A 25,798-nucleotide genomic window follows, 5' to 3' on the forward strand; every position below is an offset into this window, starting at 1 on the left:
AAGCCGAGGCCGGCGAACGGGAAGGGCCCCGGAGTGTGTCCGGGGCCGCGACCCTGTGCCGGCGGACCCGCGCCCTTACGGGGTGGTGGTCGTCGTGGTGCCGCCGCTCTGGTTGGCGTCGTCGAAGGGGTTGCGCAGCGGGTCGGTGCTGCTGAGCGTGGACGAGATGTTGCCGGAAAGATCCTCGATCCCGCCCGAGACGACGGCCATGACGGCGAGGCCGAGGCCGACGATGGCAGCCGTCAGCACGACCCAGTCGACCGTGACGGCGCCGGCTTCGTCGGAAAGAAAGGATCTGATCTGGTTGATGGCCATGGAAACACTCCTGCTGATATGTGAGATGGCGGTTCGGCCGTCGCGGTGCCGGCCGTCGAGGTCGGCGGGCAGGGCGGGACGGGCCGGGCGCGTTCTGCACCGGCGCCTTGAGCGCGAGGAACACAGACGGGCCGCGCGGGGCAGGAATGTGACGGAGCGGGGACGCGATGGGCGCCTTCCGGCAGGATTTTAGATTGATCTGAAAGGCGAGCCGGGGGCGCCGGGGGACGACGACCTCCGGGACGACGAAAGCCGCCACGCGGTTGCGGGCGGCTTCCGGGGCGGCACATGCCGCGAGTTTCTGGACGTGCCGGCCGCGTTTCCGGATGTTCGGAGCCTGCGGCTGGACGGGCCTTCTACTGGAAGGCGGTGGTGATCGTGACGTCGTCGTTCAGCGCGCTGTTGATCTCGGTCGCCACATCGCTGATGCCGCCCGACACCAGGACCGTGACGGCCATGGCGAGGCCCACGATCGCGGCGGTCAGCACCACCCAGTCGACGGTGATCGCGCCCGTCTCAGACGCGATGAAGCGCTTGAGATGCGACATGCGTTCAGTCCGTGACACTGAAGGTCGTGTTCACCGTCGACTGCGTGAGCGCGGTGTTGATGTCGCCGGCCACGTCTTCCAGGCCACCCGAGATCAGTGCGAAGACGGCAAGGCAGAGCCCCACGAGCGCGGCGGTAAGAACGACCCAGTCGACGGTGACTGCGCCGGCTTCGGACACAAGAAACTTTTTCATGTTATTCATTTTCAAATCTCCAAATCCCGATTTTCCGAAACGTGATACTCGCTGAAGGGGAGTGTACGTCGCGGCCCCGGCATTACGATGTTGTGAGACTAAGGCGGCAATTTGGCACGATATCGAAATCAATTGGATGCAACTCTTGGGTGGCGGCGTGCTTGCGGGGGGTGGGCTGCCAGGATCGGCGACAGGCCTTAAAAGTTGAAACGCCGCATACGGAATGCGGCGTTTCACAAGAGCGATGGATCCTGATTGCGATCCCCGGCCCGCGGAAATGCGGCCGGAGGCTGCAGTCAGTCCGTGACGCTGAAGGTGGTGTTGACGGTTGTCTGCGTGAGAGCGGTGTTGATGTCGCCTGCCACGTCCTCGAGGCCACCCGACACGACGGCCATGACGGCCAGGCCGAGGCCGACGATGGCTGCGGTGAGCACGACCCAGTCAACCGTCACGGCACCGGATTCGGACTTTGCGAAGTTCTTCAGAAGAGCGGTCATTGTACAATCTCCAGTTTGATCGCTTTGGTCTGTTCAGGTCGGTCGGGCAGCTGAAGACCCCTTTCCTCACCGAAAGATGCACCTTTGGTCGCGTCGAAAACGGGCGGGAATTGGGCGGTGATGAGAATTTTAAGAGAATTCTCGCCGCTTGTTTTGCCGGCCGGGCGCAGGCATGATCGCGTCAGGATCCCTCTGCGGACCCCCGAAGCGGACGCGAGAGACGTCGCGCACGGGGCCGGACGGGCCAAGGCAGGCAGCAAGGCAGGGGCCCGCGACCCTCCGGACGATCCCGGGGATGCGGGCGGACGCATGAAACAGGCAATGGCTTTTTGCGCAGCGATGGTGCTGCTGGGCGCGGTGGCGCTTCCGTCCGTGGCATCCGCCGAGGAAACCGGACATATTTTCAGGCGCGTGACGGTGCCGGGGCCGGGCCATGTGGGGCCGCGGATCGATATCCAGATCCGTCCCGGCGACAACTTCACCACGCCCGACCCCAACGCGATCGCGGCCCGCCCGCCGGTTCCCGAGGCCTCGCCCGATCCTGTCGGGCAGGATTCTGTCGGGCCGGAGACGGCCGATGGCTTCGCGGACTGGTTCTGGACGCGGGTCAGCCCGTCGCTTCCCGCAGACACCGCGCGATACTGGTCGGCCGAGGCGCTGTTCGAGGACGGCCCCCGCGAGGCGCAGGCCGTCACCCCGAGGCTTGCCCATGTCGCCGGAATCGCCGAGGCGCATGGCCGCGAACTGCTGGCGGCGACCGTCGGCACCGCGGTCTCGCCCGCCTTCGCGCTCGCCATCATCGCGGTCGAAAGCGCGGGCCGCGCCGAGGCCGTCAGCCACGCTGGCGCGCAGGGCCTGATGCAGCTGATCCCGGCCACGGCGGACAGGTTCGGCGTGGCCGATCCCTTCGACCCGGCCCAGAACATCCGCGGCGGGGTGGCCTATCTCGACTGGCTGATGAACGAGTTCGACCGCGATCCGGTGCTGGTGCTTGCGGCCTACAACGCGGGCGAGGGCGCGGTGATCAGGTCGGGCGGCGTTCCGAACTACGAGGAGACGCGCAACTACGTGCCGCGCGTGCTGGCGGCCTGGCAAGTGGCGCGCAGCCTGTGCCGCACCCCGCCCGAGCTCGTCTCGGACGGTTGCGTGTTCCAGCCGATCGCGGTGCGCTAGGTCACGCGAAGACGTCGGCCCATTCGGGGTGCCGCCGCAACTGGGCGCGCACGAACGGGCAAAGCGGCGTGATTTTCACGCCCTCCGCCCGCGCATCGGCGACCAGACGCTCCACCAGCCGCAGGCCCGCGCCGCTTCCGCGCATCGCGTCCGGCACGCCGGTGTGATCGGCGATGATGTGGGTGGGCGACAGGATCGAATAGGTCAGCTCCGCCTCGGCGCCATTCTCGGCGAGGACGTAACGCCCCTTCGATCCCGTCGTCTCCCTCGTGATCTCAGACAATGGTGGCTTCCGTCGCGGCGCGCAGGTCGTCGTGGCTGACGCCCGGGGCGGTCTCGACGATCTGCAGCCCCTTGTGCGCCACGTCGAGCACGCCGAGGTTGGTGATGATCCGGTCCACCACGCCCTTGCCCGTCAGCGGCAGGGTGCATTGCTTCAGCACCTTGGACGCCCCGTGCTTGTTCTGGTGGTCCATCACCACCACGACGCGCCCGACGCCCGCCACGAGGTCCATCGCGCCGCCCATGCCCTTCACCAGCTTGCCGGGGATCATCCAGTTGGCGAGGTCGCCCTCCTCGGAGACCTCCATCGCGCCGAGGATCGCCATCGCGATCTTGCCGCCCCGGATCATCCCGAACGAGGTGGCGCTGTCGAAGTAGGACGTGTGCGGCAGCTCGGTGATCGTCTGCTTGCCGGCGTTGATCAGGTCGGGGTCCTCGTCGCCCTCGAAGGGGAAGGGCCCCATGCCGAGCATCCCGTTCTCGGACTGAAGCGTGACGGTGACGCCCTCGGGGATGTAGTTCGACACCAGCGTGGGAATGCCGATGCCGAGGTTGACGTAGGTGCCGTCCTCCAGCTCCTGCGCGGCGCGCGCGGCCATCTGGTGACGGTCCCAGCCCTGTTTCACTTCGGTCGTCATGGCTCAGGCCTCCTCGCGCTTGCGGACGGTCCGCTGTTCGATCCGCTTCTCGTGCGCGCCCTGGATGAGCCTGTGCACGTAGACGCCGGGCAGGTGGATGTGGTCGGGGTCGAGCGAACCCGTGGGCACGATCTCCTCGACCTCCATTATGCAGGTGCGCCCGCACATCGCGGCGGGCACGTTGAAGTTGCGCGCGGTCTTGCGGAAGATCGCGTTGCCGGTCTCGTCGGCCTTCCATGCCTTCACGATGGAGATGTCGGCGAAGATGCCGCGCTCCATGATGTAGGTCTCGCCGTCGAAGTCCTTGTGCTCCTTGCCCTCGGCGATGACGGTGCCGACGCCTGTCCTGGTGTAGAAGCCCGGGATGCCCGCGCCGCCCGCCCGCATCCGCTCGGCGAGCGTGCCTTGCGGGTTGAACTCGATCTCGAGCTCTCCCGAGAGATACTGGCGCATGAACTCGTCGTTCTCGCCGACGTAGGAGGACATCATCCTGGCGATCTGGCGGGTGTCGAGCAGCTTGCCGAGGCCGAAGCCGTCCACGCCGCAATTGTTCGACGCGATGGTAAGATCCTTGACGCCGCTCTTCACCAGCGCGTCGATCAGAAGCTCGGGGATGCCGCAGAGGCCGAAGCCGCCCGCCGCGATCAACATGCCGTCCTTCAAAAGCCCGTCGAGCGCCTCGTCGGCCGAGCCGTATACCTTCTTCATGGGCCCAATACCTTCTTCATGGGATCGCGTTCCCCCCTTTCGAAAATCGTCGGCACCGTGGCGCGGCAGGCAGGCGAAGTCAACGCGGATGGCCGGCGCGCGGGGCCGTGCCCCCGCGCCGTCGTTCAGTAGCCGAAACCGGCCTCCATGTCGCCGATCCATGACGACACGAACGCGTCGAAACGCGGACCCGGCTGCTGCGCCTCGATCCGGTTGGCGAGCGGGTCGGGCGCGGTGATCGCGCTGCCGGCCAGCGTCTCGATCACGGCATGCCCGCAGAATGGAACATGCGCCTCGGAATAGCCGCCCTCGTGCACCATCACGAGGCGCCCACCGCAGAGGTCGGCCGCCGCCTCGACCATCATCTCGGTCATCGCGCGGAAGGTGTGGGAGCCCGCCATCATCCGGCTCAGGGGATCGACGGCCGATGCGTCGTAGCCGCAGGCGACGATGATCACGTCGGGCTCGTAGTCGGCGAGCGCGGGCATCACGATCCGCTCCATCGCCTCGAGGTAGCAGGCATGTCCGCCCCCCGGCGGAAGCGGCACGTTGACGTTGTATCCCTCGCCCGCACCGGTTCCCCGGTCGCCCGCGTCGCCGGTGTCGTAGGGATAATTGCGTTCCTGATGAAGCGAGATCGTCAGCACGTCGTCGCGGTCGTAGTAGATGGCCTCGGTTCCGTTGCCGTGATGCACGTCCCAGTCGATCACCGCGACGCGCTCCGCCAGCCGCGCCTCGAAGGCCGCCTCGACGGCCACGGCGATGTTGTTCAGCAGGCAGAAGCCGTTGGGGAAATCGGGCAGGCAATGGTGGCCGGGCGGCCGCGAGAGGGCGTAGGCGTTCGCGATCTCGCCCCTGAGTGTGGAAAACAGGGCCTGCTTGGCGAGCCCCGCGGACAGGCAGGCGATGTCGTAGCCGTCCGGTCCGAACGGCGTGCGAAGGCCCAGCTCGCCTCCGCCCTCGGCGGCCGCGGCCTTGAACGCGTCGATATAGTCGGGAGTGTGGACGCGCAAAAGATCGCCCTCGGTCGCGGGCTCGGCGGTGCGCGCGTCCAGCTCGCGCCAGAGGCCCGTGACTTCCATGAGGTTCTTCAGGCGGCGCTTCGTCTCGGGGTTCTCGGGCAGGCCGCCCCCGACCGCGGGCTGCACGAGGCCGCCCACCGGAAGCAGGAAGGTGAAGTTGCCGCCCGAATGCCAGAAGCAGCGTTCGTCCCAGAAGAACCCTGTCGCCATGTGCCTGTCTCCTCGTCTTTCGGCGGATCATTTTCGGCGGACTATGGCAGGCCGTCCCGCGGTTGAACACCGGTGGCTGCGCGCGGCTGGCCCTGCGTCTCAGCCGTTGTTCCGCACGAGGCGATAGACGCCCTCGGGCAGGTCCAGCGCGGCGGCGAGGTCCTGAAGCTGCGTCATCGACAGGGTGATCTTCTGCATCTGTTCGGTCCGGGCGTCGAATTGCTCGACCGTGATGCATTCCTCGAAGGCCGTGATGATCACGTCCTCCTGCAGCGGCGTCCCGTTCTCGTCCACGAGGGTGACGACCGTGGCGTCGAAATCGTGCTCGATGGTGAACATGGCTGCAAGCCTAGGGGGGCGTCCCTTCGCCCGCAAGCGCCATGCGCCGCTTGTGCCGCCGGTAGAGCCACGGCGCCGCGGCGCGGTTGTAGGCGAAATCGGCCAGCGCCCGAAGCCCCGGAAACCGGATGATCCGCGCAAGCCAGCCGTAGCGCGGCAGGCGTTCCCAGATGAGCGCGAAGGCCTCGACGCCCGACACGATCCGCCCGTCGGGCAGCATCGCGTGCATCCGCCGCATCGCCTGATCCTCGCTCAGCGCCCAGGCGTCCAGATCGGCCGCGTTGAGGTCGTCGAAGCGAAGCGGCGCACCTGCCTCGGCCGCGCGCCTGCGGTAATGCGAAATCTCTGCGCGGCACACGGGGCAGGCTTCGTTGTAGAGGATGCGGATCTCGTTCATGCGCGGGAAGCCTAGCGCGCGCGGGGCGCGCGACCACCGTCCGTCACGGTTTCGAAAAGCCGCTGGACCTGACCCTGCGCGGTGCTAGCCTGAAGACGCACCACGCGCCCCTGTGGCGCGCGACCCTGAAGGTTCGTTTCCATGCGTTCTCGCCTGTCCGCTGCCCTCGTGCTTTTCGCGCTGGCGTTGGTCTCGGCCTGCGGCGAGGTGCCGGCGGCAAGGCCCGCGGAGCAGCCTGCCTTCGCGCGCCCGCCCGCGCTCGCTCCGCAGGCGTTCCTCGACGTGGCCCAGGACGTGGAGCCGGTGGCCGAAGCCGTCTGCCGCGCCGAGACGCCCGATCAGAACTGCGATTTCGCGATCCTCGTCGACCGCGACCCCAATGCCGGGGTCAACGCGTTCCAGACCGTCGACCGCGCCGGGCGGCCGGTCGTGGTGCTGACGCTTGGCCTTATCGCGATCCTCGAGAACGAGGCGGAACTGGCCTTCGTGCTGGGGCACGAGGCGGGGCACCACATCGCGCGCCATATCCCCGAACAGCGGCAGCAGGCGGAGGAGGGCGCGCGCATCTTCGGCGAGATGGCGATCTCGCGCGGGGCGAGCGAGCGCGACGTGGCGCGCGCGGCCGAGCTGGGGGCCTTCGTCGGCGCGCGCAGCTACTCGCGTTCCGCCGAGCTTGAGGCGGACGCCATCGGCACCGTCATCGCCTTCCGCGCGGGTTACGACCCGGTCCTTGGCGCGCGCCTGTTCGCGCGGCTGCCCGAGCCGAGGATGCGCCTTCTGTCCACGCATCCGCCCAATGCGCAGCGCATGGACGTCGTGCGCCGGACGCTGGCCGGTCTCGGCGCGGGGGGATGAGCGCTTGATCTGCGTCAAGGCGGCGCGCGGCGTGGCGCGGCACGGTCGAGGGCGGATGACCTAACGCTGACCGTATCCCAGGGGGCCGGACGATGCAGGGCGACAAGACGCTGAAGACCCACGAGACGCTGATGGACCGGATGGCGCGGACCCTCGGCGCCGACCTCGACGAGGCGGAACTGCGCGGCGACCTTGCCCCGGAGGAGCGGTTCGACATGCTGCTGTCCTGCACCGGCTGTTCGGATCCGCAGGGCTGCGCGCACTGGCTGGAGCGAACCGAGGCCGCCGAGGCCGCGCCCGGCTTCTGCCGAAACTCCACTCGGCTGGCCGAACTGGCGGGCCACGAGTGACGGCCGCGCCCGCGAGGACCAGCCCGGGGGACCGCGAATGACCCGGCATCGCGTGCGCCCGCTGGGCCGCGAAGGGCGGCACTACTGGCTGGCGCTGAGCATGGCGCGCGCCACCGGCGCGGACCTTCAGCGCGCGCTGGATGAGGGCCGCATCACCCACGGGGACTGGGCCTCGGCCGTGCAGACCTGCCGTGGCTGTTCATGGGCCGAAGGATGCGAATGCTGGCTTGGGTCCCGTGATCCGGCAACGGCCGCCGACGTCCCGCAGGCCTGCCCGAACGCCGGCCTTCTCGAACGCGTTCTTGCTGGCGCTACTCAGCCGGCGGACCCCGTCTCGTCCTGACACCAGCCTGCGGCCTCGGGCGTCGCGGCGACCTCGTCCCAGGTGATCACCGGCAGATCGTAGGGATGCGCGCGTGCGATCAGGGCCACGAGGGCGCCGCGCCGTGCCTCGGTCGTCTTGAAGGTCAGCGCCACCTCCGTCTCCTCCTGCACCTCGCCCTGCCAGTGGAACAGGCTGACGATGCCCGGCGTGACGTTGGCGCAGGCCGCGAGCCGTGCCTCGAGCGCGGCGCGGGCGAGCGCGCGGGCATCGTCGAGCGTGGCGCAGGTCGTCGTGACGTGGATCATGCGGACAGCCTAGCACGGACCGCGCCTGCCCGTCAGCGGGCGATGCGGCCCCAAAGGTCGTAGTCCGAGGCCTCGTCCACGTCGACGGTGACGATGTCGCCGGGCGCGAGCCCCTCGAAGCCATCGTCGATGAAGAGGTTTCCATCGATCTCGGGGGCGTCGGCCCGGGTGCGGCAGGTCGCGCCCTCGTCGTCCACCTCGTCCACGAGCACCTCCATCCGCTGTCCCACCTTCGCGGCGAGCTTGGCCTCGGAGATGGCCTGCGCCTTGGCCATTAAACGGTGCCAGCGCTCGTCCTTGATCTCGTCGGGGACATGGTCGGGCAGGGCGTTGGACCGGGCGCCCGCGACGTTCTCGTAGCGGAAGCAGCCGACGCGGTCCAATTGCGCCTCGTCCATCCAGTCGAGCAGCGTCTGGAACTCCTCCTCCGTCTCGCCGGGATAGCCGACGATGAAGGTCGAGCGCAGGACGATCTCGGGGCAGTCCCTGCGCCATGCCGCGATCTCGTCCAGCGTGCGCTCTGCCGCGGCCGGCCGCGCCATGCGCCGAAGCGTGTCGGGATGGGCGTGCTGGAAGGGGATGTCGAGGTATGGAAGCAGGCCGTTCGCCGGATCGGCCATCAATGGCACCAGATTGCGCACATGGGGGTAAGGGTAGACATAGTGCAAGCGAACCCACGCCCCGAGGGTCGAAAGGTCTCTGGATAGGTCGAGAATTGGAAACTTGCTGTCGCGGCCCTTCCAGTCCGTCCCATAGGCCGAGGTATCCTGCGAGATCACGAGGATCTCCTTCACGCCGGATTGCACCAGTTTCTCGGCCTCGCGCATCACGGCGGCCATCGGGCGCGACCGAAGCCGCCCGCGCATGTCGGGAATGATGCAGAAGCGGCACTTGTGATCACAGCCTTCCGAGATCTTCAGGTAGCTGTAGTGGCGCGGCGTCAGCTTGATCCCGGCAGGCGGCAGGAGGTCCACGAACGGATCGGGCGACGGCGGGACAGCGGCATGGACCGCGTCCAGCACCTGTTCGTATTGCTGCGGTCCCGTCACCGCCAGGACCTTCGGATGCGCCCCGGTGATGTATTCGGGATCGGCGCCGAGGCAGCCGGTCACGATCACCCGCCCGTTTTCGCGCAGCGCGTCGCCGATCGCCCCGAGGCTTTCGGCCTTGGCGCTGTCGAGGAAGCCGCAGGTGTTCACGATCACCGCGTCCGCGCCCGCGTAGTCGGGGCTGATGGCGTAGCCCTCGGCGCGCAGGCGCGTCAGGATGCGCTCACTGTCGACCAGCGCCTTGGGGCAGCCGAGGCTGACCATGCCGACCGTGGGCTGGCCGGGGCGGGCGTCCCCCTCGATGCGCGCGCGCGGAGCGAGGTCTGGGCGGAGGTCTGGCGGGTTCTGGCTCATGGAGTGCGCACATAGCGGCTTCGCGGTGCCACGAAAAGGCGTCTTGGACGGGCGGGGCGGGGATCGCGGCCCTCAGGCCCGGGCGCGCGACCGCGCAACGCGGCCGCGCGGCGCCGCTTTTGGATGCGGCCTCCCGCGAAATGTGCCTTACTGGGCGCAAACATATCAAAGAGCGGAACCATGCGCTGGATCATCAGGATCATCGGCGCCGCCCTTGTCGCGGCGCTTCTTTTTGCAGGCGCGTTGTTCGCCGTGCCGGCCGAGCGCGTGGCGGCGCTTGTCACCGAGCGGATCGCCGCTGCGACGGGGCGCGAGGTCGTGATCACGGGGCAGGTGCGCCCGACCCTCTGGCCCAGCCTCGGCGTGAGGGCCGAGGGCCTTCGCGTGGGCAATCCCGACTGGGTCGAGGCCGGGCCGATGCTTGCGGCGGAAAGCGTGCATGTCAGCCTCGAATGGGCGCCGCTCCTGCGGGGGGAGATCCGGCTGGACCGGGCCGAGATCGATGCGCCGGACATCACGCTGATGCGGGCCCCCGACGGCCGCGTCAGCTGGGACTTCTCGGGCGATGCCGGGGCGGGCGATGACGCGCCTTCCGGCGGCGGCGCGCTTCGTGGCGGGAGCGCGCGCGGGGCCGGCGCGATGGCCATCGGCTTCGACCGCGCGGAAATCGTCGGCGGCCGCCTGCACTGGATCGACGGCGTCGCGGAAAGCTCCGTGGTTCTGACCGGGGTGGACGCCGTCCTGTCGCTGCCCTCGCCGACCGCGACGGCCACGATCGCGGGCTCGGCCGAGGTCGAGGGCGTCGCGGTTTCGCTCGATCTTTCGCTCGAGGGGATCGCGCCGTTCCTCGCGGGCGAGGTGCGGCCCACCGCCGTCAGCCTCGCCTGGCCCGGCGGGCGCGCCGCCTTCGATGGCAGGCTTGCGATGACCCCCGCGTTCGACGGCGTCTTCGACATCGAGGCGACCGATCCTTCCCCGATCCTGTCACTTGCGGGCGCGGCGATGCCCGGGCTTCCGCAAGGGCTGGGCCGCGACCGGATCGAGGCGGTCGGCCAGCTCACGCTGACGACCGACGGCTCGGTGCACCTGCGCGACGGAAGGCTGGCGCTCGACGACAACGTCGTCGCGCTCGCGCTCGACGTGACGCCGGGCGAGGAGCGTCCCTTCGTGCGGGGCACCGTCACGGCGGATGCGCTGGCGTTCGGGCCAGCCGCGGCCGGTGCAGGTGGCGGCGCGGGCGGCGGCGCGGCCGCGCCGGACGGCGGCGATGGATGGTCCACCGATCCCATCGACGTCTCCGGCCTGTTTTCCGCCGACGCCGAGGTCGCTCTGCGGCTCGGTTCGCTCGGGATGGGCGCGGCCGAGGTCGGCCCGGTCGAATTGAACGCCACGCTTTCGCGCGGACGGCTGGTCCTGGACATCGGCCGCATCGGCGTTCATGGCGGGCGGCTCGCGGGGCAGTTCGTCGTCAACGGGCGCTCGGGCCTTTCGGTGGGCGGCGACCTGATCCTGACCGAGGTTCAGCTCAACCCCCTGCTGACGCGCTTCGCGGGCTTCGACCGGCTGGAGGGAAACGGAAGCGCCAGCCTGCAGTTCCTTGGCGTGGGCAACGACCTGGCGGCGATCATGTCGGGGCTGCGCGGCGAGGGCGACATGGCCCTGGGCGCCGGCGCGATCCTCGGCCTCGACCTTGCCGGGATGGTCCGCAACTTCGACGCCTCCTTCCGCGGCGAGGGCGCGCGCACCGTCTACGACAGCATCAGCGCGAATTTCAGCATCGCGAACGGCGTGCTGTCGAACGACGATCTCTTTCTCGACGCCCCGTGGGGCACGGTGCGCGGTGCGGGGACGGTGGACCTTGGCGCGCGGACCGTCGATTACCGCGTGATCCCCGGCGTTCTGCGTAACGAGGCGGGCCAGAGCGGCGTGGAAGTGCCGGTTCTGGTCACCGGGCCGTGGTCGCGCTTGCGTTTCCGTCCAGACCTCGAATACCTCGCCGAGCAGGAGTTTCTCGAGCAGCGCGACCGCATCGCCGCCGAGGCGCAGGAGCGCCTTCAGGCCGAGCAGGAGCGGATCGAGCAGCAGGTGCGCGACCGCGCGAACGAGCTTCTGGGCACCGGCATCGAGGCCGGGGACGGCCAGGCCGAGATCGAGGGCGCGTTGCAGGACCGGCTTGCGAACGAGGTGGAGAACGTGCTTTCGAACCTCCTCGGCGGGGGCTCACGGCAACCGGCGGACGATCCCGCCACGACGGAGACTGGACAATGATCTTGCGAGCGATGGCGGCGGCTGGCGTCCTGCTTCTTGCGGCATGCGGCGGGCCGGACGTCTCCTACAGCGAGAGGTCGCAAGGGGCCGGCCTCTACCCGGGCGAGACGCCGCAGATGCGGGCGCTGGTCGAGCGATACGCCGACGTCCACGGCGTGCCCGAGGCCCTGCTGCACCGCGTGATCCAGCGCGAGAGCGACTATCGCGCGGACGCCCGCAACGGTCCCTACTGGGGCCTGATGCAGATCCTGCCGCAGACAGCGCGCTCCATGGGCTTCGCGGGCGAGCCGCAGGACCTGCTCGATCCCGAGGTCAACCTGACCTATGCCGGCCGCTACCTGCGCGGCGCGTGGCTGGTGTCGGACGGCGACATGGACGACGCGGTGATGTGGTACGCCCGCGGCTACTACTATGAGGCCCGCGACCGCTGCCTTCTGGTCGAGACGGGCCTCAAGGACCGTGAGATCGCGCGTCACTGCCGCTAGGCGGGGCTGTCGGCCAGCGCGGCCGCCGGTCCCGGCGCGCCCGTGTCATGGGCCGGGGTGGCCCGAAGGACGTTGCGCCCCGGCGATCGTGAACAAGGCCGCGCGGGAACGCCCGCGATCCGCCAACGTCGCGCTTTCCTCGGGGTGGACCCGGCAGGCCCGGACCGGCCAGCGTCGCAAGCAGGCGAGGCGCAGGCCGGTGGCTGCCTCAGCGGCGCCTGTCGCGGCGTGCACTCATCGGCTGGAAGGCGACGCCCACATGCGCCTCGCAATAGGGTTTGCCCTGCTGCACGGGCAGGCCGCAGAAGTAGAAATTCTCGGTCGCGGGATCGCCGATCGGCCATTTGCAGGTCCGTTCGGTCAGTTCCATCAGCGTCAGACGCTTTGCGTGGCGTTCCACCTCGCTCTGCTTCTTGAGCGCCTCGGGACTGATCTCGTTCGTCGAGGGCTGCGGCGGGAGCGGCTGCCCCGCAGGCACGATCGGCTTGCGCAGCGGCGTTACGTTCGAGGGTTTCGGCGTCTCGGCCGCAGGCGCCGCGACGGTCTCGGCCTCGGGCTCGGGGTCCTTCGGCACGGGCTTGGCGGCGGCGGGCTTCGCGGGCTTGGCGGCCGGTGCCTCCTCCGGCTCCTTCGCGGCGGTCTTGCCGTTCGTCGCGCCGTTGCCGTTGCCGCCGGCGCGGTTCGACAGGCCGAGGCGATGCACCTTGCCGATCACCGCGTTGCGGGTCACGCCGCCCAGTTCCTTGGCGATCTGGCTGGCCGACTGCCCTTCCGACCACATCTTCTTCAACGTCTCGACCCGTTCGTCGGTCCAGGACATGCCAATCTCCCGTTGCTGACCCCCGGACGGGGTGCGTTCCAGACCTGCCATATGGCGATCCCCGCGCCCGGATGAAACCCCCATTCTAGGCAGCCGCCGCCGGGTGGCAAGCACCCGCCCGCCCGGACTTGCGCCGAACATGCATCGGGGCCACGTCAGGTTCATGCGACGGCCTCTGACATTCCGCGCCCTGACCGCCGGTCCCGGCCCGGTCCCGGCTGGCGCGGACGTCTCCGGGATTGCCGCGCATCTCGCCTTGCATCCCGCCATTCCGGGGGCCGTCGCAGGCTGGACCACGGCCGGACGTCATGCGCTGGCGGTGGCCGGGTTGCGGCGGCAGGGCGGCGGCGCGGCCGTCGAGCCAGGGGACCGCTGGCACATCGGCTCGCTCACCAAGTCGATGACCGCCACGCTTGCCGCGCGGATGGTCGAGGCGCGCGCCATCGACCGTGACGCGACGGTGGGCGCGACGCTCGGGGCCTCCTTCGACATGGACGACGCATGGCGCGATGCGACGCTTGTCTCGTTCCTGCGCCACGCCTCGGGGATGCGGGCCAATATCGGCCTCGCGGGACGCCTTCGCGTGGGGCGGGGGCCGCGCGCAGACTACGTGGCGCGCGTACTCGCCCAACGACCGCGCGGACCGCGCGGCGGCTTTCTCTATTCCAACGCGGGCTACGTTGTCGCCGGGGCCATGCTCGAGGCCGCGGGACGCGCGCCCTGGGAAGACCTTGTGGCGCGCGACGTTTTCGCCCCGCTCGGCCTTGCGAGTGCCGGCTTCGGCGCGCCTGCGGGCGCCGGGCCGCGCGGCCACCGCCTGACGCCCTTCGGCGGGTTGCGCCCGGTCGCGCCGGGGCCGCGGGCCGACAACATCCCCGCGCTCGGGCCCGCGGGGCGCGTGCATGTCTCGGGCGGCGACATGCTGCGCTACCTGCGTGCGCACCTGCTGGGCGAGGGCCCGTTCCTGTCGCGCGAAAGCTGGGGTCGGCTCCACCGCGCGGAGGGGCCGGGCCGTTATGCGCAGGGCTGGGCCGAGGTGGACGGCGTGCTGCGTCATTCGGGGTCGAACGGCTACTGGTTCGCGCAGATGCGCCTCTGCCGCGCGGGGGGTGCGGCGGCGTTCGTCGCGGTCAATGCAGCGGCGATGGGCCTCGTGCGGCGGCCCGTGGAGGCGGCCGCGGACGCGGTTCTCGCCGATGCGCTCAGGGCCGCGCGCGGCGGCGGTTGACCGCCTCGCGCCAGGCCAGAAGTGCCGCGCCGGCGACGATGACGGCCGCGCCGGCCGCGCTTGCCGCGGTGGGCACCACTCCGAAGAGAAGCCCGTCATAGAGCGCGGCGAAGACCAGCGTGAGGTAGGAGAACGGCGTGACGAAACTTGCGTCAGCCCGCCGCATCGCGTTGACGAAACAGGCCTGCGCGCAGGCCATCGCCACCCCGAGCGCCGCCAGGCCAGCCCATTGGCCTGGCGTGGGGGCCTGCCAGACCCAGAAAGCCGCGGCGCCCGCGATCGCGACGCCGATGGAATTGTTCACGAACAGGATCTGCAGCGGCGCCTCGCGCCCGGCGAGCCGCTTGATGAAGATCAGCTCCAGCCCCATCGCCAGCGCCGCGCCAAACGCGAAAAGAGCGCCGGCCTCCATCGCCTCGGTTCCCGGACGGATCAGGATCATCGCGCCCAGGAAGGCGATGGCGGCTGCGAGCCAGCGCCAGGGCCCCACCCTCTCGCCGAGAAGGGGCACGGCGAGGATCATGCCGAAGACGGGATTGAGAAAGCTGATCGCGGTGGCGTCCGACAGGGGGATCATGGCGGCGGCCGTGAACATCAGCGTGACGCCCGCCCAGCCGCAAAGCGTCCGGGCGAGGTGGGTGCGGACATGCGGCCGGGTCATGCGCGGGCGCAGGACGGCGACGGCCATGGCGATGGCGAGCCATGCGAAGGCGAAGCGCCCGAGGCTCACCTGCAGCGGATGGAGCGGCGCGCCGAGGGCCTCGGTCCCGAGCGCCTTGGCCAGCAGCGTCGTGGCGGCGATGAAGGCCGTGGCGCAAAGCATGAAGGCCACGGCGCGCGCGTGATCGGGCGCGACGGCGTCCTGCGGGACGGCGGCGGGCGGAACGGCGGACTGGATCGGGCCGCGAGCGGTCATCCCCGGCACGCGAGAGGCAGGCGGCGCCGGGAGAGGGGCGGTCGCGATGCGGCAGGCCTAGGACAAGAGGAGAGGCCGTGACCATCGGCATGGAGCCTGTCCGCGCCCGGGCCACGCGATCGGCCGGGGCGCGCGGGAAGGCCGGCCCCCGCCGGCGGCCGCGTGCGGGAGGGGCGATGAGGCGGGCGGCGGCACGGACGTGACCCGGCCGGGGTCTCGCGCGCTGCGCCGTCGGGGGGCCGGGCGAGGCGGGAGGCGTTCCGGCCGGGCGTCATCCGCGGCCAAGACCGGCGCGGGGCCGCGTTGCGGTCCGGCCCCGGCGCGGCATCGTCCGGCACCGCCGCCCGCGCGCCTGGCGCCGTCACACGCCGAGGCACCAGCGCAGGATCGCCTTCTGCGCGTGCAGCCGGTTCTCGGCCTCGTCGAAGACGACCGATTGCGGTCCGTCCATGACGGCGCTCGTCACCTCCTCGTCGCGGTGCGCGGGCAGGCAGTGCATGAACAGCGCGTCGGGTTTCGCGTGCTTCATCAGCGCCTCGTTCACCTGGTAGGGGCGAAGCTGGTTGTGGCGCCGCTCGCGGGCGGACTGGCTGTCGTGCATCGAGACCCAGGTGTCTGCCACGACCAGATCGGCGCCCTCGACGGCCTGCGCCGGGTCGCGGACGATCTCGATCGTGGAGCCTTTCGCCCGCGCCTCGTCGAGGAACACCCGCTCGGGGTCGAGCGTCTCGGGGCCGCTGAAGGTGAGGTCGAAGCCGAACTGTCCGGCGGCGTGGGCGAAGCTTGCGAAGACGTTGTTGCCGTCGCCGCACCACGTCACCTTCCTGCCCGCGATGGGACCGCGATGCTCCTCGAAAGTGAGGACGTCGGCCATGATCTGGCAGGGATGGGTGCGGTTCGTAAGCCCGTTGATGACCGGCACCGTGGCGTATTCGGCCAGTTCCAGCATCACGTCCTCCTCGAAGGTGCGGATCATGATGAGGTCGACGTAGCGCGACAGGACACGGGCGGTGTCGGCGATCGTCTCGCCGTGGCCGAGTTGCATCTCGGAGCCGGAAAGGACCATCGTCTGCCCGCCCATCTGGCGCACGCCCACGTCGAAGGAGACGCGGGTGCGGGTGGAGGGTTTCTCGAAGATCAGCGCGACCATGCGGTCCTTCAGGGGCTGCTCGTCGTCGGGGGCGCCCTTGGGGCGGCCGGCGCGTGCGGACTTCATCGCGGCCGCGCTGTCGATCATCGCCCTGAGCGCGCCGGGGTCGGTCTTGTTGATGTCGAGGAAATGGTTCATGCGCATGGTCTTTCTTGCGACGGGCGGAGCGAGGGGGCCGTCTGCCCCCTCGCGCTCCCCCGAGCGGTATTTGGGGAAAGATGAAGGGCTATTCGGCGGCGATGCGTCGTTCCAGCGCGGTCGCGGCGGCGTCGAGGCGGGCGACGCCCTCGGCGATCTCGGCGTCCGGTATGGTGAGCGCCGGCAGGATGCGCAGCACGTTGTCGCCCGCGGGCACGGTCAGAAGCTCGGCGTCGTGGGCGGCGGCAACGACGTCGGTGTTGGTGACCTTGCACTTCAGGCCGAGCATCAGGCCCGATCCGCGCACGCCCTCGAAGATCTCGGGATGCGCGCCCACGAGCCCTTCGAGCCGCTGGCGCAGGTATCCCGCCTTGCGGTTCACATCGTCGAGGAAGCCCGGTTGCGTCACCTCGTCCATCACCGCCGCGCCGACCGCGCAGCCCAGCGGGTTGCCGCCATAGGTCGAGCCGTGGGTGCCCGCGGTCATGCCGCGCGCGGCGTCCTCGGTGGCGAGAAGCGCGCCGATCGGGTAGCCGCCGCCGATGCCCTTGGCGACCAGCATGATGTCGGGGACGATGCCGGCCCATTCATGTGCGAAGAGGCGCCCCGTCCGGCCCATTCCGCACTGGATCTCGTCGAGGATCAGCAGAAGCCCGTGCTCGTCGCACAGGTCGCGCAGGCCCTTGAGGCAGACGTCGGGCAAGGGCCGGATGCCGCTTTCGCCCTGGATCGGTTCGACCATGATGGCGCCGACATCGGGGGCGGCGGCGGCCTCGCGCAGCGCGTCGTGATCGCCGAAGGGCAACTGGCGGAAGCCCGGCAGGAGCGGGCCGAAGCCCTTGGTCAGCTTCTCCGAGCCCGCCGCCGAGATCGCGGCGATGGAGCGGCCATGGAACGCGCCCTCGAAGGTCAGGATGGTGGTGCGCTCGGGGGCATCGCTTTCGAAGCGGTACTTGCGCGCCATCTTGACGGCGAGTTCGGTGGCCTCCGTCCCGGAATTGCAGAAGAAGACGGTGTCGGCGAAGGTGTGCTCGACCAGCCGCCGGGCCAGCGCCTCCTGTTCGGGGACGGTGTAGAGGTTGGAGGTGTGCCACAGCCTCGAGGCCTGTTCGGTGAGCGCCCTGACCAGCGCGGGATGCCCGTGGCCGAGCGCCATCACCGCGATGCCCGAGGCGAAATCGAGGAAACGTCGGCCGTCTGCCTCCACCAGCCAGGATCCTTCGCCCTTGACGAAGGAGAGCTTTGCGCGCGTGTAGCTGGGCAGAACCGGCGAGATCATCGGGAAGGCTCCTCGGGGTTGGACAGAGGCCATCGGCTTGGCCGAAAGCGCGCCGCAAGTCAATTCGCGGGGCCTGATGGCGTCAAGCAGCATCCATGATGAGACAGGTGGTCGAGCCTGTCGCGAAGGGCCGTCCGGTCGTGGCGCAGCAAATCTCGCCCATGGCGACGGCGGTGGTGCGCCCGCCGTGGACGACGCGGCCTGTGGCGATGACGGCGTGCCCCTCGGGGATCGCGCGCACCAGGTTCACCTTGTATTCGAGCGTGGTGTAGGCGCGACCGGGGGCGAGGCCTGTCATCACGGCGCAGCCCATGCAGCTGTCCAGAAGCGCGCCGTACCAGCCGCCGTGCACGCCCCCCATCGGGTTGAGATGCTCGAAGAGGGGCGCGCCGTGAAACACGGCCTCGCCCTTCGAGACGTCCGACAGCCGGAAGTTCAGGAGCTTCGCGATCGGGGCCTGCGGCAGCGTCCCCTCGGCGACCCGGCGCATCGCGTCGAGGCCCGACATCGAGGCGAGCGTCGCGGGGTCCGGGAGATCGCCATGCGTGGCGACGAAGAACGGCTGTGGCATCGGGGGGCCTTCGGGCTGGCGCGGCATCGCCCGCAGGCGAGCACGGCCGCGCCGCGAAGGCAAGTCCGGCTCAGGCGACTTCTGACAGTTCCACCTTCGGGGTCACGCCGAGCGCGGCGCAGACGTCGCGGGTAAGGTCCGGCGAGTTCAGCGTGTAGAAGTGCAGGTCCTCGACACCGCCCTCCATGAGTTCGGTGCACAGCTCGGTGCACAGCGCCGTGGACAGGAGCCGCTCGCGGTCGTCGCGGACGGCCGCCTCGTAGGCTTCGTCGACCCAGGCGGGGATTCGCGCGCCGCAGCTTTCGGCGAACTTGCGGACGCCCTTCCACGAGTTGATCGGCAGGATGCCCGGAATGATCGGCGCGTCGATGCCCGCGGCCGCGCAGGCGTCGCGGAAGCGGAAGAAGGTCTCGGCCTCGAAGAAGAACTGCGTGATCGCCGAGCTGGCGCCGGCGTCGATCTTGCGCTTGAGGTGGTCGACGCAGTCCTGCATCGAGCGCGCCTCGGGGTGGGGGTCGGGGTAGGCGCCCACGCTGATCGCGAACTTGCCGGTCACGGCCAGCGCGCGCGTCAGCTCGACGGAATCCGCGAAACCCTCGGGGTGCGGAACGAAGCGGCCCTGGCCCTTCGGCGGGTCGCCGCGCAGGGCCACGATCTGGGTGACGCCGGCCGCGGCGTAGCTGTCCGCGATCTCGAGGGTCTCGGCGCGGGTGGCGTCGACGCAGGTGAGGTGCGCTGCGACCGGAACGCCGTAGTTCTTGTGGATCGTCCGGACGGCGTCATGCGTCAGCGCCCGCGTGGTGCCGCCCGCGCCGTAGGTGACGGAGACGAACCCGGGATCGAGCGGAGCGAGGACGCCCAGCGTCTCCCACAACCTGAAAGAGGCCTCGAGCGATTTGGGGGGGAAGAACTCGAACGAGACGCGGGGGGAGGGCATGGCGATTCCAGTCCTTGAAATGACGCATCAGGATGTCGCATAGAGTAGAGCTTGCGGCAATTTCATAATCCTCAAGATCAATATGAGCCTGACATGCATATCGAGTTCCGCCACCTGAGGACGATCCGGGCGATCCACGAGGAGGGCGGCCTTGCGCGGGCGGCCGAGCGGCTGCACATCACGCAGAGCGCGCTGTCCCACCAGATCAAGGGTCTCGAGGACCAGGCCGGGGTCGAGCTGTTCGTGCGCCGCGCCAAACCCATGCGCCTGTCCTCGGCGGGCATGAAGCTTCTGCGGCTGGCCGAGGACATCCTGCCCCGCCTCGCCGCGCTGGAGGAAGAGTTCGAGGGCCTGCGGTCGGGCAAGTCGGGGCGGCTGCACATCGCCATCGAATGCCACGCCTGTTTCGATTGGCTTCTGCCGGTGCTGGAGGCGTTCCGCATGTCCTGGCCCGAGGTCGACGTGGACATCCGCCCCGGCCTCCAGTTCGAGGCTCTTCCGGCGCTGCTGCGCCAGGAGGTGGACCTTGTCGTGTCGTCGGACCCCGAGGACCTGTCGGGCGTCGATTTCACGCCGCTCTTCGATTACGAGCCGGTCTTCGTCTGCGCCGCCGACCACCCGCTTGCGGGCCGGGAATGGATCGAGGCGGCGGATTTCGCCGACCAGACGCTCATCACCTATCCGGTGGAGCGCGCGCGCCTCGACGTGTTCAGCCAGCTTCTGTTTCCCGCGGGCATCGAGCCCCGGACGGTGCGGCAGGTCGAGCTGTCGGCGGTGATGCTTCTGCTGGTCGCCTCGGGGCGCGGCGTGGCCGTCCTGCCCGACTGGGTGGTGCGCGATCCGCGCACGCCGGGCTCCATCGTCACGCGCCGACTGACCGAGGGCGGGATCACCCGTCGCCTCTATGGGGCGACGCGGGCCGAGGACACGGGCAAGCCGTTCATGTCCCATGTGCTGAAGCTGTGCCGCACCGAGCCGCCGAAGCTGCAGCGCAGGCATGAGGCCGCGTAGGGGCGATGGATCTGCTGACCTTCGACAACCCTGTCTTCGCGGTCTATGCCGTCGCCGCGGCGCTCGGCGTGCTGAAGGTGATGGGGCAGGGTTGGGTGACGGTCTGGCGGATGACGACGTCCGGGGGCGGCTACGCAAGCCCCGAGGATGCGCGGCCGGGCCTGCTCAACCGGGCGCCCCGCGCGGGACAGCTCGACCCGGTGGACGAGGTCGAGCGGTCGCGGCGGATGCACCGCAACGACCTGGAGAACATTCCCGGCTTCTGGGTCGCGGGCCTCCTGTTCGTGCTGACCGGGCCGCCGCTGTGGCTGGCTTGGCTGACCTGCGGCGGCTTCGTGCTTGCGCGGGCGGGCCATGCGTGGGCCTACGCCGCCGCTCGGGGTCACGAGACACGGGCGACCTTCTACACGGCCGGGTCGCTCGTCGTGATCTACATGGCGGTGCACGTTCTGGTCGCGGCACTGGCCTGAGGGCCCGAGGCCTGCGCGTGGCAGGACCCGTGCCGCACGGGGCCGCGCGCGCCGCCGCGCCGCATCGCTCGCCTCTCCGCGTTAGGCCAGTGCCTCGAAGGCGTCTCGCGCCGCGACCTTGGCAAGTCCCCCGCTCTCCACTATAGCGCCCCGGCATCTCCCCGAAGGACCGACACCATGCAGGGCTCCGCCAATCTCAACATCATGATCAAGGCCGCCCGGAAGGCCGGGCGCAGCCTCGTGAAGGACTTCCGCGAGGTGGAGAACCTCCAGGTCTCGGCCAAGGGGCCCGGAGACTTCGTGTCGCGCGCGGACCGCGCCGCCGAGGAGATCCTCAAGACCGAGCTGATGGAGGCGCGTCCCAACTACGGGTTCCTCGGCGAGGAGGGGACGCAGATCGAGGGCAAGGATCCGACGCGGCGCTGGATCGTCGATCCGCTGGACGGCACGACCAACTTCCTGCACGGGATGCCGCATTGGGCGGTGTCGATCGGACTTGAGCACAAGGGCGAGATCGTGGCGGGCGTCGTCTTCGATCCGGCGAAGGACGAGATGTTCTACGCCGAGAAGGGCGCGGGCGCATGGCTGAACGACAGCCAGCGGCTGCGCGTCTCGGGCCGGACGAACATGATCGAGTGCGTCTTCGCGACCGGCATCCCCTTCGGCGGCGCACGATACCTTCCCGCCACGCTTCAGGATCTCGCGCGGCTGATGCCGCGGGTGGCGGGCGTGCGGCGCTGGGGGTCGGCGGCGCTCGACCTCGCCTATGTCGCGGCGGGGCGCTACGATGGCTACTGGGAACGCGGCCTCCATCCGTGGGACATCGCCGCGGGCATCTTGCTGGTGCGCGAGGCCGGCGGCCTTGTCGCGCCAATCCGCGAGGCGCAGGACATCTTGGCGGACGGCCAGCTTGTCGCGGGCTCGGGCGCAATCTTCGACCGCTTCGCCGAGGTGATCCGGGAGCGGCCAGAGAGCTGACCCTGGGGGCACGCCTCGACACCTGACGACGCCGCGCGGCCCTCCGCCGCCATGCATCATGCGATCTTCGATGCGGACGGCGCAGGCCCTCAGGCGCGGCCCTGCCGCTTCCTCTGGGGCTGCAGCTGCTGCGCTATGCCCGCCAAGGCGAGGTAGGCCGAGGTGATCGCCACGATGAGCGTCAGGACCGGGTTCGAGGCGAAGTCGGTCCACGCGGCCCAGCCGATTCCCCCCGTCCAGATGATCGCGGCCGCCAGCGACAGCGGCCGCCAGCGCGCGGTGCGCACGGGGTGGATGAACTTCAGCGGCAGGAACATCGCCGCCGTCAGCACCACGACCAGCGCAAGCGTCACCCACCAAGGCGGCGCGATGACGAGGAACGCAAGCACGGCCATGTTCCAGCATCCGGGGAACCCCGAAAAGCTGTTGTCCTCGGTCTTCATCCGCGTGTCGGCGAAGTAGATCGCGCTTGCGAAGGGGATCAGCAGGACCGCCAACCACCCCGACCAGCCCGGCAGAAGCCCCGAGGCATAGAGCGCATAGGCCGGGATCACGACGTAGGTGAGGAAGTCGATGATCAGGTCCATGAGCACGCCGTCGATCTCGGGCGCGTTGCGCTTCACGTCGTAATGGCGCGCAAGCGGCCCGTCGATCCCGTCCACCACGAAGGCCACGGCAAGCCAGATCGCCATGCTCGCCCAGTTCTGCTCGAACGCCTCGTGCAGCGCCAGCATGGCGATGGACGCGCCGATCGCGGTGAAGAGGTGGACGGAAAAGGCCGACATGCGGGGGGTCATGGGGCGGCGTGATGCCCGCTTGCCGAGGCGTTTGCAACCGTTGCGTGACGCTTCGTGCCGCGGGTCATCCGGCGGACCGCGCCCGCGGATGGGCCGAGGCGTAGACCTCCATCAGCCGCGCGGTGTCAACGGCGGTGTAGGCCTGTGTCGTGGAAAGGCTGGCGTGGCCCAGAAGTTCCTGGATCGCGCGCAGGTCTCCGCCGGCGTCCAGAAGATGCGTGGCGAAGGAGTGGCGCATCGCGTGCGGCGTGGCGGTCGCGGGAAGCCCAAGCTGCATCCGCGCGCGTTCCATCACCCGCGCGACGTGGCGCGGTCCCAACGCGCCACCCCGGATGCCGCGGAAGATCGGCGTGCCGGGCGCCAGGTCATGCGGGCAGAGCGCGGCATAACGGTCGACCGCGGCGCGCGCCGCGGGCAGGACCGGCACCTCGCGGTCCTTGCCGCCCTTGCCGCGGATGCGCAGCGTGTCGGGCAGCGGCAGAAGCCGAGCGTCGAGGCCGAGCGCCTCGGAAATCCTCAGCCCGCAGCCGTAGAGCAGCGTGACGACCGCGATGTCGCGGGCCGAAACCCAGTCGCGCGCGTCCTGCATGCCGACGCCAGACAGCATCTCGCGCGCGCCGTCCTCGCTCAGCGGGCGCGGAAGGCGGCGCTGGTGACGGGGCGCGCGCATCGACAGGACGGCCGTCGCGTCGAACCCGTCGCGCTCGGCCCACCAGCCGTAGAAGGACTTCACCGACGAAAGCGCCCGCGCAAGGGACCGCGCGCCCACGCCCCGGCCGCGTTCGGCCGCCATCCACGCCCGGATGTCGCGCGCGCCGAGGCCGCGAAGCTCGGCCGGGCCCGGCGCGCCGCCGAGATGGCCGGCCTGGAACGCGAGAAAGCCCGTGACGTCGCGCCCGTAAGCCCCGATCGTGGCCGGGGCGCGGCCGCGCACTCCGCGCAGATGCGCGAGCCATGCTTCCAGGAGATCGCGTGCGGCGGGGGTGAGGGCGAGGCTCATCGCCCCGGCCTCAATCGAGCCAGCGGCGCATGAGGCGTTCGAACGCGCCCGCGAAGAAGGTCAGAAGGTCGGTGCCCTGCGTCGGGCGGAACTGGTGGGGATGCTCGGAGCCCATCACCAGAAGGCCCGGCAGGCGACCGGCGCCGAGGTCGAGCTGCAGGAGCGCCTCGGACTTGATCCAGTCCGCCGCGTCGTCGCCGAAGATGCGGTAGGAGCCGCCGGTGATCTGGCGCAGCGTCACCTGCCGCGAGGGCACGTCGCGGCCGCCGGTGACGTAGTCCCGCACGAAGCCCGGGCGCACCACGGTAAGCACGTCCTCCAGCTTCTGAACGCGGGGTGCCTCGGTCTCGGTCGCCTCGGCGGATTCCAGAACCAGCCGGATGCGGTCGACGCGCAGGATGCCCGCGACATCGGTGCCGAGCGCGCTCAGGAAGGCGGTGAAGTCGTGATGGTCGAGCAGGCTCAGCACGGCCCGGTGCACCTGGTTGGTGCCCGCGAGATTCTCGTAGGCGGCCGCGATCACCGAGCGATGCGTGTCCTCCAGCCGCTCGAGCCGGTTCTGGAGCCGCTCCATCGCGATGCCGCGCATGTCCACGATGTTGCCGCCCATCTGCCGGTCGTTCGCGGAGATGAGGGCGCGCATCAGGTCGCGGTCCTCGAGGATGAGTTCGGGGTCGGACAGCACGCGCGCGCGCCAGTCTTCGATGAAATCCTGCCGGCTGCCGGCCTGTTCGCTGCTCACGGAATCTGCCTCGCACGTTTTTTTCGCATTGTTGCCCCGAGGGCTACCACGAGCCGCGCGCCGCCGGGAAGGCTTTTCCCGCGGGCGCCACACGCGGGCCGCCCCCTGTTGGGCAGGGGACACAGGCCGGCGGCGCGGGGAGGGCCCCCTGCGGGTGCCAAAAAGGTCCGGCCGGTTTGCTTGCGGGACACTGCGACCGAAAACGGACCTTGGCGGGTGCATCGACGAAACGGGCGGACCCGTGAGCGCGCGTTCGCGAAACGCCCGTTCCCGCCGGTGACGTTGCAGAAGACCGGATGCGGCCCTAGATCGCCCGGATTGACGCCGCTGGAGGTCCTTTCCCGTGTTCGAAACCCTGTCCCTCTACCTCGGTCCCGAGATCGGCCCGCGCGCGGCCTCCGTCTGGCTGGGACTTGCGCTGGGCCTTGCCTTCGGCGCGCTCGCCTTCCTCACGCGGTTCTGCCTGCGCCGCGCGCTCGTCGGCCCCAGGCACGAACGGCGCGCGGCGCGCGGCGTCTGGGCGCTCGCCTTCGCCGTCGCGATGATCGGCACGCAGGCGGCGGTCGCCGCGGGGTGGATCGACTTCGGCGCGCACCGCTTCCATGCGGCGTCCCTCCCGGTCCTGCTGCTGGTCGCGGGGGGACTTCTGTTCGGCGCGGGGGCGGTTCTTGCGCGCGGCTGCATCACGCGCCTCACGGTGCTGACGGGCGGCGGCAACCTGCGCGCGCTCTCGGCGCTGTTCGTATTCGCGGTGGCGGCCCACGCGACGCTTCAGGGTGCGTTGACGCCGGTGCGCACTGGCCTCGCGTCGGTCACGGTCGATCCGGGCGCGGTATCGCTCGCCGGTCTGCCCGGTGGCGCCTGGACCTGGACCGCCGCGCTTGCCGCCGCGGCGCTGGCAATCGCGTTCCGGTCGGGCGCTGGCCGCTGGAGCCTTGCGGGCGCGGCGCTTCTGGGTGCCACCGTTCCGGCGGGCTGGATCGGCACGGGCTATCTTCTCCATGACGAGTTCGACCCCATCGCGCTCGAAAGCCTGTCCTTCACGGCGCCCTGGGCCGACACGCTGTTCTGGTCCATCGCCTCGACGCTGCGCGCGCCGGGCTTCGGCGTGGGTCTGATCGGGGGCGTTCTGGCCGGATCATTCGCCGCCGCGCTCCTGTCGCGCCGGTTCGCGTGGGAAGGCTTCGAGGGTCCCGCGCAGATGGGCCGCTCGCTGTCGGGCGCGGCGATGATGGGCGTGGGCGGCGTTCTTGCGGGTGGCTGCACGGTGGGTGCAGGCCTGTCGGGCATCCCGACGCTGTCGCTGGCCGCGATCCTCGCCTTCGGGTCGATCGTCGCGGGCATCCTCGCCGCAGGCGCGCTCGAGGCGCGTGCGGGCCGCGGGGCGCGCGGGCTCGTCGCGGCGGAGTGAACCGCCCCCCGGAAAGAAGAAGGGCGGCCTTGAGGGG

At 70.1% G+C, this 25,798-nt stretch carries 32 protein-coding genes; 11 read left to right on the forward strand and 21 right to left on the reverse strand.

Annotation, left to right across the window (positions count from 1 at the left end; all coding sequences use genetic code 11):
* Positions 1-75 precede the first annotated feature (75 nt).
* From P6F26_RS07315 to P6F26_RS07330, 4 genes are all read right to left on the reverse strand, one after another.
* Positions 76-315: a hypothetical protein gene (locus tag P6F26_RS07315; protein ID WP_278028007.1), complete on the reverse strand. Its 240-nt coding sequence runs from the start codon at positions 313-315 to the stop codon at positions 76-78.
* A 356-nt stretch (positions 316-671) separates the two neighbouring features.
* Positions 672-863: a hypothetical protein gene (locus P6F26_RS07320; protein ID WP_278028008.1), complete on the reverse strand. Its 192-nt coding sequence runs from the start codon at positions 861-863 to the stop codon at positions 672-674.
* 4 nt (positions 864-867) lie between these two features.
* Positions 868-1,056 carry a pilus assembly protein gene (locus tag P6F26_RS07325; protein ID WP_278028009.1) on the reverse strand — a complete coding sequence of 63 codons (189 nt, stop codon included), beginning with the start codon at positions 1,054-1,056 and terminating at the stop codon, positions 868-870.
* 296 nt (positions 1,057-1,352) lie between these two features.
* Positions 1,353-1,553 (reverse strand): pilus assembly protein, encoded by a 201-nt coding sequence (locus tag P6F26_RS07330; RefSeq protein ID WP_278028010.1) that lies wholly within the window; start codon positions 1,551-1,553, stop codon positions 1,353-1,355.
* 321 nt (positions 1,554-1,874) lie between these two features.
* Here P6F26_RS07330 and P6F26_RS07335 point away from each other — a divergent pair, with 321 nt between their 5' ends.
* Complete coding sequence (locus P6F26_RS07335; protein WP_278028011.1) at positions 1,875-2,726, forward strand: lytic transglycosylase domain-containing protein; 852 nt, start codon at positions 1,875-1,877, stop codon at positions 2,724-2,726.
* 1 nt (position 2,727) lies between these two features.
* Here the strand turns inward: P6F26_RS07335 and P6F26_RS07340 are convergent, their stop codons facing one another.
* The 6 genes from P6F26_RS07340 to P6F26_RS07365 all read right to left on the reverse strand — a co-directional run bounded on the left by P6F26_RS07340 (position 2,728) and on the right by P6F26_RS07365 (position 6,322).
* Positions 2,728-3,009: a GNAT family N-acetyltransferase gene (locus P6F26_RS07340; protein WP_278028012.1), complete on the reverse strand. Its 282-nt coding sequence runs from the start codon at positions 3,007-3,009 to the stop codon at positions 2,728-2,730.
* Positions 3,002-3,646 carry a 3-oxoacid CoA-transferase subunit B gene (locus tag P6F26_RS07345; protein ID WP_278028013.1) on the reverse strand — a complete coding sequence of 215 codons (645 nt, stop codon included), beginning with the start codon at positions 3,644-3,646 and terminating at the stop codon, positions 3,002-3,004. The genes P6F26_RS07340 and P6F26_RS07345 overlap by 8 nt, the downstream gene beginning before the upstream one ends.
* Positions 3,647-3,649: 3 nt before the next feature.
* On the reverse strand, positions 3,650-4,354 hold the full coding sequence (locus P6F26_RS07350; protein WP_278028014.1) for a CoA transferase subunit A: 705 nt from the start codon (positions 4,352-4,354) through the stop codon (positions 3,650-3,652).
* A gap of 125 nt (positions 4,355-4,479) precedes the next feature.
* Positions 4,480-5,586: a class II histone deacetylase gene (locus P6F26_RS07355; RefSeq protein WP_278028015.1), complete on the reverse strand. Its 1,107-nt coding sequence runs from the start codon at positions 5,584-5,586 to the stop codon at positions 4,480-4,482.
* Positions 5,587-5,685: 99 nt separating this feature from the next.
* Positions 5,686-5,925 carry a hypothetical protein gene (locus P6F26_RS07360; protein ID WP_278028016.1) on the reverse strand — a complete coding sequence of 80 codons (240 nt, stop codon included), beginning with the start codon at positions 5,923-5,925 and terminating at the stop codon, positions 5,686-5,688.
* 10 nt (positions 5,926-5,935) lie between these two features.
* Positions 5,936-6,322 carry a thiol-disulfide oxidoreductase DCC family protein gene (locus P6F26_RS07365; protein ID WP_278028017.1) on the reverse strand — a complete coding sequence of 129 codons (387 nt, stop codon included), beginning with the start codon at positions 6,320-6,322 and terminating at the stop codon, positions 5,936-5,938.
* 141 nt (positions 6,323-6,463) lie between these two features.
* Here P6F26_RS07365 and P6F26_RS07370 point away from each other — a divergent pair, with 141 nt between their 5' ends.
* The 3 genes from P6F26_RS07370 to P6F26_RS07380 all read left to right on the forward strand — a co-directional run bounded on the left by P6F26_RS07370 (position 6,464) and on the right by P6F26_RS07380 (position 7,870).
* Positions 6,464-7,177 carry a M48 family metallopeptidase gene (locus P6F26_RS07370; RefSeq protein WP_278028018.1) on the forward strand — a complete coding sequence of 238 codons (714 nt, stop codon included), beginning with the start codon at positions 6,464-6,466 and terminating at the stop codon, positions 7,175-7,177.
* 92 nt (positions 7,178-7,269) lie between these two features.
* Positions 7,270-7,527: a DUF6455 family protein gene (locus P6F26_RS07375; RefSeq protein ID WP_278028019.1), complete on the forward strand. Its 258-nt coding sequence runs from the start codon at positions 7,270-7,272 to the stop codon at positions 7,525-7,527.
* Positions 7,528-7,564: 37 nt separating this feature from the next.
* Positions 7,565-7,870 (forward strand): DUF6455 family protein, encoded by a 306-nt coding sequence (locus P6F26_RS07380; protein WP_278028020.1) that lies wholly within the window; start codon positions 7,565-7,567, stop codon positions 7,868-7,870.
* Here P6F26_RS07380 and cutA read toward each other — a convergent pair.
* Positions 7,843-8,157 carry a divalent-cation tolerance protein CutA gene (gene cutA, locus P6F26_RS07385; protein ID WP_278028021.1) on the reverse strand — a complete coding sequence of 105 codons (315 nt, stop codon included), beginning with the start codon at positions 8,155-8,157 and terminating at the stop codon, positions 7,843-7,845. The genes P6F26_RS07380 and cutA overlap by 28 nt on opposite strands.
* 32 nt (positions 8,158-8,189) lie before the next feature.
* Positions 8,190-9,560, reverse strand: coding sequence for a 30S ribosomal protein S12 methylthiotransferase RimO (rimO, locus tag P6F26_RS07390; protein WP_278028022.1), 1,371 nt, complete (start codon positions 9,558-9,560; stop codon positions 8,190-8,192).
* A gap of 180 nt (positions 9,561-9,740) precedes the next feature.
* Between rimO and P6F26_RS07395 the strand changes: the two genes are divergently transcribed.
* Complete coding sequence (locus P6F26_RS07395) at positions 9,741-11,828, forward strand: AsmA family protein (RefSeq protein WP_278028023.1); 2,088 nt, start codon at positions 9,741-9,743, stop codon at positions 11,826-11,828.
* Positions 11,825-12,313 (forward strand): lytic transglycosylase domain-containing protein, encoded by a 489-nt coding sequence (locus P6F26_RS07400; protein ID WP_278028024.1) that lies wholly within the window; start codon positions 11,825-11,827, stop codon positions 12,311-12,313. The genes P6F26_RS07395 and P6F26_RS07400 overlap by 4 nt, the downstream gene beginning before the upstream one ends.
* A gap of 208 nt (positions 12,314-12,521) precedes the next feature.
* On the opposite strand, the gene P6F26_RS07405 is transcribed toward P6F26_RS07400, so the two are convergent.
* Positions 12,522-13,133 carry a GcrA family cell cycle regulator gene (locus tag P6F26_RS07405; RefSeq protein ID WP_278028025.1) on the reverse strand — a complete coding sequence of 204 codons (612 nt, stop codon included), beginning with the start codon at positions 13,131-13,133 and terminating at the stop codon, positions 12,522-12,524.
* Between the two features lie 163 nt (positions 13,134-13,296).
* On the opposite strand from P6F26_RS07405, the gene P6F26_RS07410 reads away from it, so the two are divergent.
* On the forward strand, positions 13,297-14,361 hold the full coding sequence (locus tag P6F26_RS07410; protein ID WP_278028026.1) for a serine hydrolase domain-containing protein: 1,065 nt from the start codon (positions 13,297-13,299) through the stop codon (positions 14,359-14,361).
* Here P6F26_RS07410 and P6F26_RS07415 read toward each other — a convergent pair.
* From P6F26_RS07415 to metF, 5 genes are all read right to left on the reverse strand, one after another.
* Positions 14,336-15,184, reverse strand: coding sequence for a DMT family transporter (locus P6F26_RS07415; protein ID WP_278028105.1), 849 nt, complete (start codon positions 15,182-15,184; stop codon positions 14,336-14,338). The genes P6F26_RS07410 and P6F26_RS07415 overlap by 26 nt on opposite strands.
* A 454-nt stretch (positions 15,185-15,638) precedes the next feature.
* Positions 15,639-16,565 carry an ornithine carbamoyltransferase gene (gene argF, locus P6F26_RS07420; RefSeq protein ID WP_278028027.1) on the reverse strand — a complete coding sequence of 309 codons (927 nt, stop codon included), beginning with the start codon at positions 16,563-16,565 and terminating at the stop codon, positions 15,639-15,641.
* An 88-nt stretch (positions 16,566-16,653) separates the two neighbouring features.
* Entirely contained in the window at positions 16,654-17,844 is a 1,191-nt protein-coding gene (locus P6F26_RS07425; protein ID WP_278028028.1) for an aspartate aminotransferase family protein, read from the reverse strand.
* Between the two features lie 82 nt (positions 17,845-17,926).
* Positions 17,927-18,415, reverse strand: coding sequence for a PaaI family thioesterase (locus P6F26_RS07430; RefSeq protein WP_278028029.1), 489 nt, complete (start codon positions 18,413-18,415; stop codon positions 17,927-17,929).
* A gap of 70 nt (positions 18,416-18,485) precedes the next feature.
* Positions 18,486-19,352, reverse strand: a complete 867-nt coding sequence (gene metF / locus P6F26_RS07435) for a methylenetetrahydrofolate reductase [NAD(P)H] (protein WP_278028030.1) — start codon at positions 19,350-19,352, stop codon at positions 18,486-18,488.
* A gap of 93 nt (positions 19,353-19,445) precedes the next feature.
* Here metF and P6F26_RS07440 point away from each other — a divergent pair, with 93 nt between their 5' ends.
* The 3 genes from P6F26_RS07440 to P6F26_RS07450 all read left to right on the forward strand — a co-directional run bounded on the left by P6F26_RS07440 (position 19,446) and on the right by P6F26_RS07450 (position 21,811).
* Positions 19,446-20,363, forward strand: a complete 918-nt coding sequence (locus P6F26_RS07440) for a LysR family transcriptional regulator (protein WP_278028031.1) — start codon at positions 19,446-19,448, stop codon at positions 20,361-20,363.
* Positions 20,364-20,368: 5 nt separating this feature from the next.
* Positions 20,369-20,833 (forward strand): MAPEG family protein, encoded by a 465-nt coding sequence (locus P6F26_RS07445; RefSeq protein WP_278028032.1) that lies wholly within the window; start codon positions 20,369-20,371, stop codon positions 20,831-20,833.
* A gap of 177 nt (positions 20,834-21,010) precedes the next feature.
* On the forward strand, positions 21,011-21,811 hold the full coding sequence (locus tag P6F26_RS07450; RefSeq protein WP_278028033.1) for an inositol monophosphatase family protein: 801 nt from the start codon (positions 21,011-21,013) through the stop codon (positions 21,809-21,811).
* Positions 21,812-21,900: 89 nt separating this feature from the next.
* Here P6F26_RS07450 and P6F26_RS07455 read toward each other — a convergent pair whose 3' ends face one another.
* The 3 genes from P6F26_RS07455 to P6F26_RS07465 form a co-directional block, all read right to left on the reverse strand.
* On the reverse strand, positions 21,901-22,608 hold the full coding sequence (locus P6F26_RS07455) for a CDP-alcohol phosphatidyltransferase family protein (protein ID WP_278028034.1): 708 nt from the start codon (positions 22,606-22,608) through the stop codon (positions 21,901-21,903).
* Positions 22,609-22,672: 64 nt separating this feature from the next.
* Entirely contained in the window at positions 22,673-23,608 is a 936-nt protein-coding gene (locus P6F26_RS07460; protein WP_278028035.1) for a tyrosine recombinase XerC, read from the reverse strand.
* A gap of 10 nt (positions 23,609-23,618) precedes the next feature.
* On the reverse strand, positions 23,619-24,350 hold the full coding sequence (locus P6F26_RS07465; protein ID WP_278028036.1) for a DUF484 family protein: 732 nt from the start codon (positions 24,348-24,350) through the stop codon (positions 23,619-23,621).
* 343 nt (positions 24,351-24,693) lie between these two features.
* On the opposite strand from P6F26_RS07465, the gene P6F26_RS07470 reads away from it, so the two are divergent.
* Positions 24,694-25,761 (forward strand): YeeE/YedE family protein, encoded by a 1,068-nt coding sequence (locus tag P6F26_RS07470; RefSeq protein ID WP_278028037.1) that lies wholly within the window; start codon positions 24,694-24,696, stop codon positions 25,759-25,761.
* The last annotated feature ends 37 nt before the right edge of the window (positions 25,762-25,798 follow it).

Origin of the sequence: Roseicyclus salinarum (assembly GCF_029624655.1) — a bacterium.
Taxonomy (GTDB): domain Bacteria; phylum Pseudomonadota; class Alphaproteobacteria; order Rhodobacterales; family Rhodobacteraceae; genus Roseibacterium; species Roseibacterium salinarum.

Excerpts from the sequence above, each read along its gene's own strand:
- P6F26_RS07315 (WP_278028007.1), bottom strand. The coding sequence starts at position 315 with ATGGCCATCAACCAGATCAGATCCTTTCTTTCCGACGAAGCCGGCGCC.
- P6F26_RS07320 (WP_278028008.1), bottom strand. The coding sequence starts at position 863 with ATGTCGCATCTCAAGCGCTTCATCGCGTCTGAGACGGGCGCGATCACC.
- P6F26_RS07325 (WP_278028009.1), bottom strand. The coding sequence starts at position 1,056 with ATGAAAAAGTTTCTTGTGTCCGAAGCCGGCGCAGTCACCGTCGACTGG.
- P6F26_RS07330 (WP_278028010.1), bottom strand. The coding sequence starts at position 1,553 with ATGACCGCTCTTCTGAAGAACTTCGCAAAGTCCGAATCCGGTGCCGTG.
- P6F26_RS07335 (WP_278028011.1), top strand. The coding sequence starts at position 1,875 with ATGGCTTTTTGCGCAGCGATGGTGCTGCTGGGCGCGGTGGCGCTTCCG.
- P6F26_RS07345 (WP_278028013.1), bottom strand. The coding sequence starts at position 3,646 with ATGACGACCGAAGTGAAACAGGGCTGGGACCGTCACCAGATGGCCGCG.
- P6F26_RS07350 (WP_278028014.1), bottom strand. The coding sequence starts at position 4,354 with ATGAAGAAGGTATACGGCTCGGCCGACGAGGCGCTCGACGGGCTTTTG.
- P6F26_RS07355 (WP_278028015.1), bottom strand. The coding sequence starts at position 5,586 with ATGGCGACAGGGTTCTTCTGGGACGAACGCTGCTTCTGGCATTCGGGC.
- P6F26_RS07360 (WP_278028016.1), bottom strand. The coding sequence starts at position 5,925 with ATGTTCACCATCGAGCACGATTTCGACGCCACGGTCGTCACCCTCGTG.
- P6F26_RS07365 (WP_278028017.1), bottom strand. The coding sequence starts at position 6,322 with ATGAACGAGATCCGCATCCTCTACAACGAAGCCTGCCCCGTGTGCCGC.
- P6F26_RS07370 (WP_278028018.1), top strand. The coding sequence starts at position 6,464 with ATGCGTTCTCGCCTGTCCGCTGCCCTCGTGCTTTTCGCGCTGGCGTTG.
- P6F26_RS07375 (WP_278028019.1), top strand. The coding sequence starts at position 7,270 with ATGCAGGGCGACAAGACGCTGAAGACCCACGAGACGCTGATGGACCGG.
- P6F26_RS07380 (WP_278028020.1), top strand. The coding sequence starts at position 7,565 with ATGACCCGGCATCGCGTGCGCCCGCTGGGCCGCGAAGGGCGGCACTAC.
- cutA (WP_278028021.1), bottom strand. The coding sequence starts at position 8,157 with ATGATCCACGTCACGACGACCTGCGCCACGCTCGACGATGCCCGCGCG.
- rimO (WP_278028022.1), bottom strand. The coding sequence starts at position 9,560 with ATGAGCCAGAACCCGCCAGACCTCCGCCCAGACCTCGCTCCGCGCGCG.
- P6F26_RS07395 (WP_278028023.1), top strand. The coding sequence starts at position 9,741 with ATGCGCTGGATCATCAGGATCATCGGCGCCGCCCTTGTCGCGGCGCTT.
- P6F26_RS07400 (WP_278028024.1), top strand. The coding sequence starts at position 11,825 with ATGATCTTGCGAGCGATGGCGGCGGCTGGCGTCCTGCTTCTTGCGGCA.
- P6F26_RS07405 (WP_278028025.1), bottom strand. The coding sequence starts at position 13,133 with ATGTCCTGGACCGACGAACGGGTCGAGACGTTGAAGAAGATGTGGTCG.
- P6F26_RS07410 (WP_278028026.1), top strand. The coding sequence starts at position 13,297 with ATGCGACGGCCTCTGACATTCCGCGCCCTGACCGCCGGTCCCGGCCCG.
- P6F26_RS07415 (WP_278028105.1), bottom strand. The coding sequence starts at position 15,184 with ATGCTTTGCGCCACGGCCTTCATCGCCGCCACGACGCTGCTGGCCAAG.
- argF (WP_278028027.1), bottom strand. The coding sequence starts at position 16,565 with ATGAACCATTTCCTCGACATCAACAAGACCGACCCCGGCGCGCTCAGG.
- P6F26_RS07425 (WP_278028028.1), bottom strand. The coding sequence starts at position 17,844 with ATGATCTCGCCGGTTCTGCCCAGCTACACGCGCGCAAAGCTCTCCTTC.
- P6F26_RS07430 (WP_278028029.1), bottom strand. The coding sequence starts at position 18,415 with ATGCCACAGCCGTTCTTCGTCGCCACGCATGGCGATCTCCCGGACCCC.
- metF (WP_278028030.1), bottom strand. The coding sequence starts at position 19,352 with ATGCCCTCCCCCCGCGTCTCGTTCGAGTTCTTCCCCCCCAAATCGCTC.
- P6F26_RS07440 (WP_278028031.1), top strand. The coding sequence starts at position 19,446 with ATGCATATCGAGTTCCGCCACCTGAGGACGATCCGGGCGATCCACGAG.
- P6F26_RS07445 (WP_278028032.1), top strand. The coding sequence starts at position 20,369 with ATGGATCTGCTGACCTTCGACAACCCTGTCTTCGCGGTCTATGCCGTC.
- P6F26_RS07450 (WP_278028033.1), top strand. The coding sequence starts at position 21,011 with ATGCAGGGCTCCGCCAATCTCAACATCATGATCAAGGCCGCCCGGAAG.
- P6F26_RS07455 (WP_278028034.1), bottom strand. The coding sequence starts at position 22,608 with ATGACCCCCCGCATGTCGGCCTTTTCCGTCCACCTCTTCACCGCGATC.
- P6F26_RS07460 (WP_278028035.1), bottom strand. The coding sequence starts at position 23,608 with ATGAGCCTCGCCCTCACCCCCGCCGCACGCGATCTCCTGGAAGCATGG.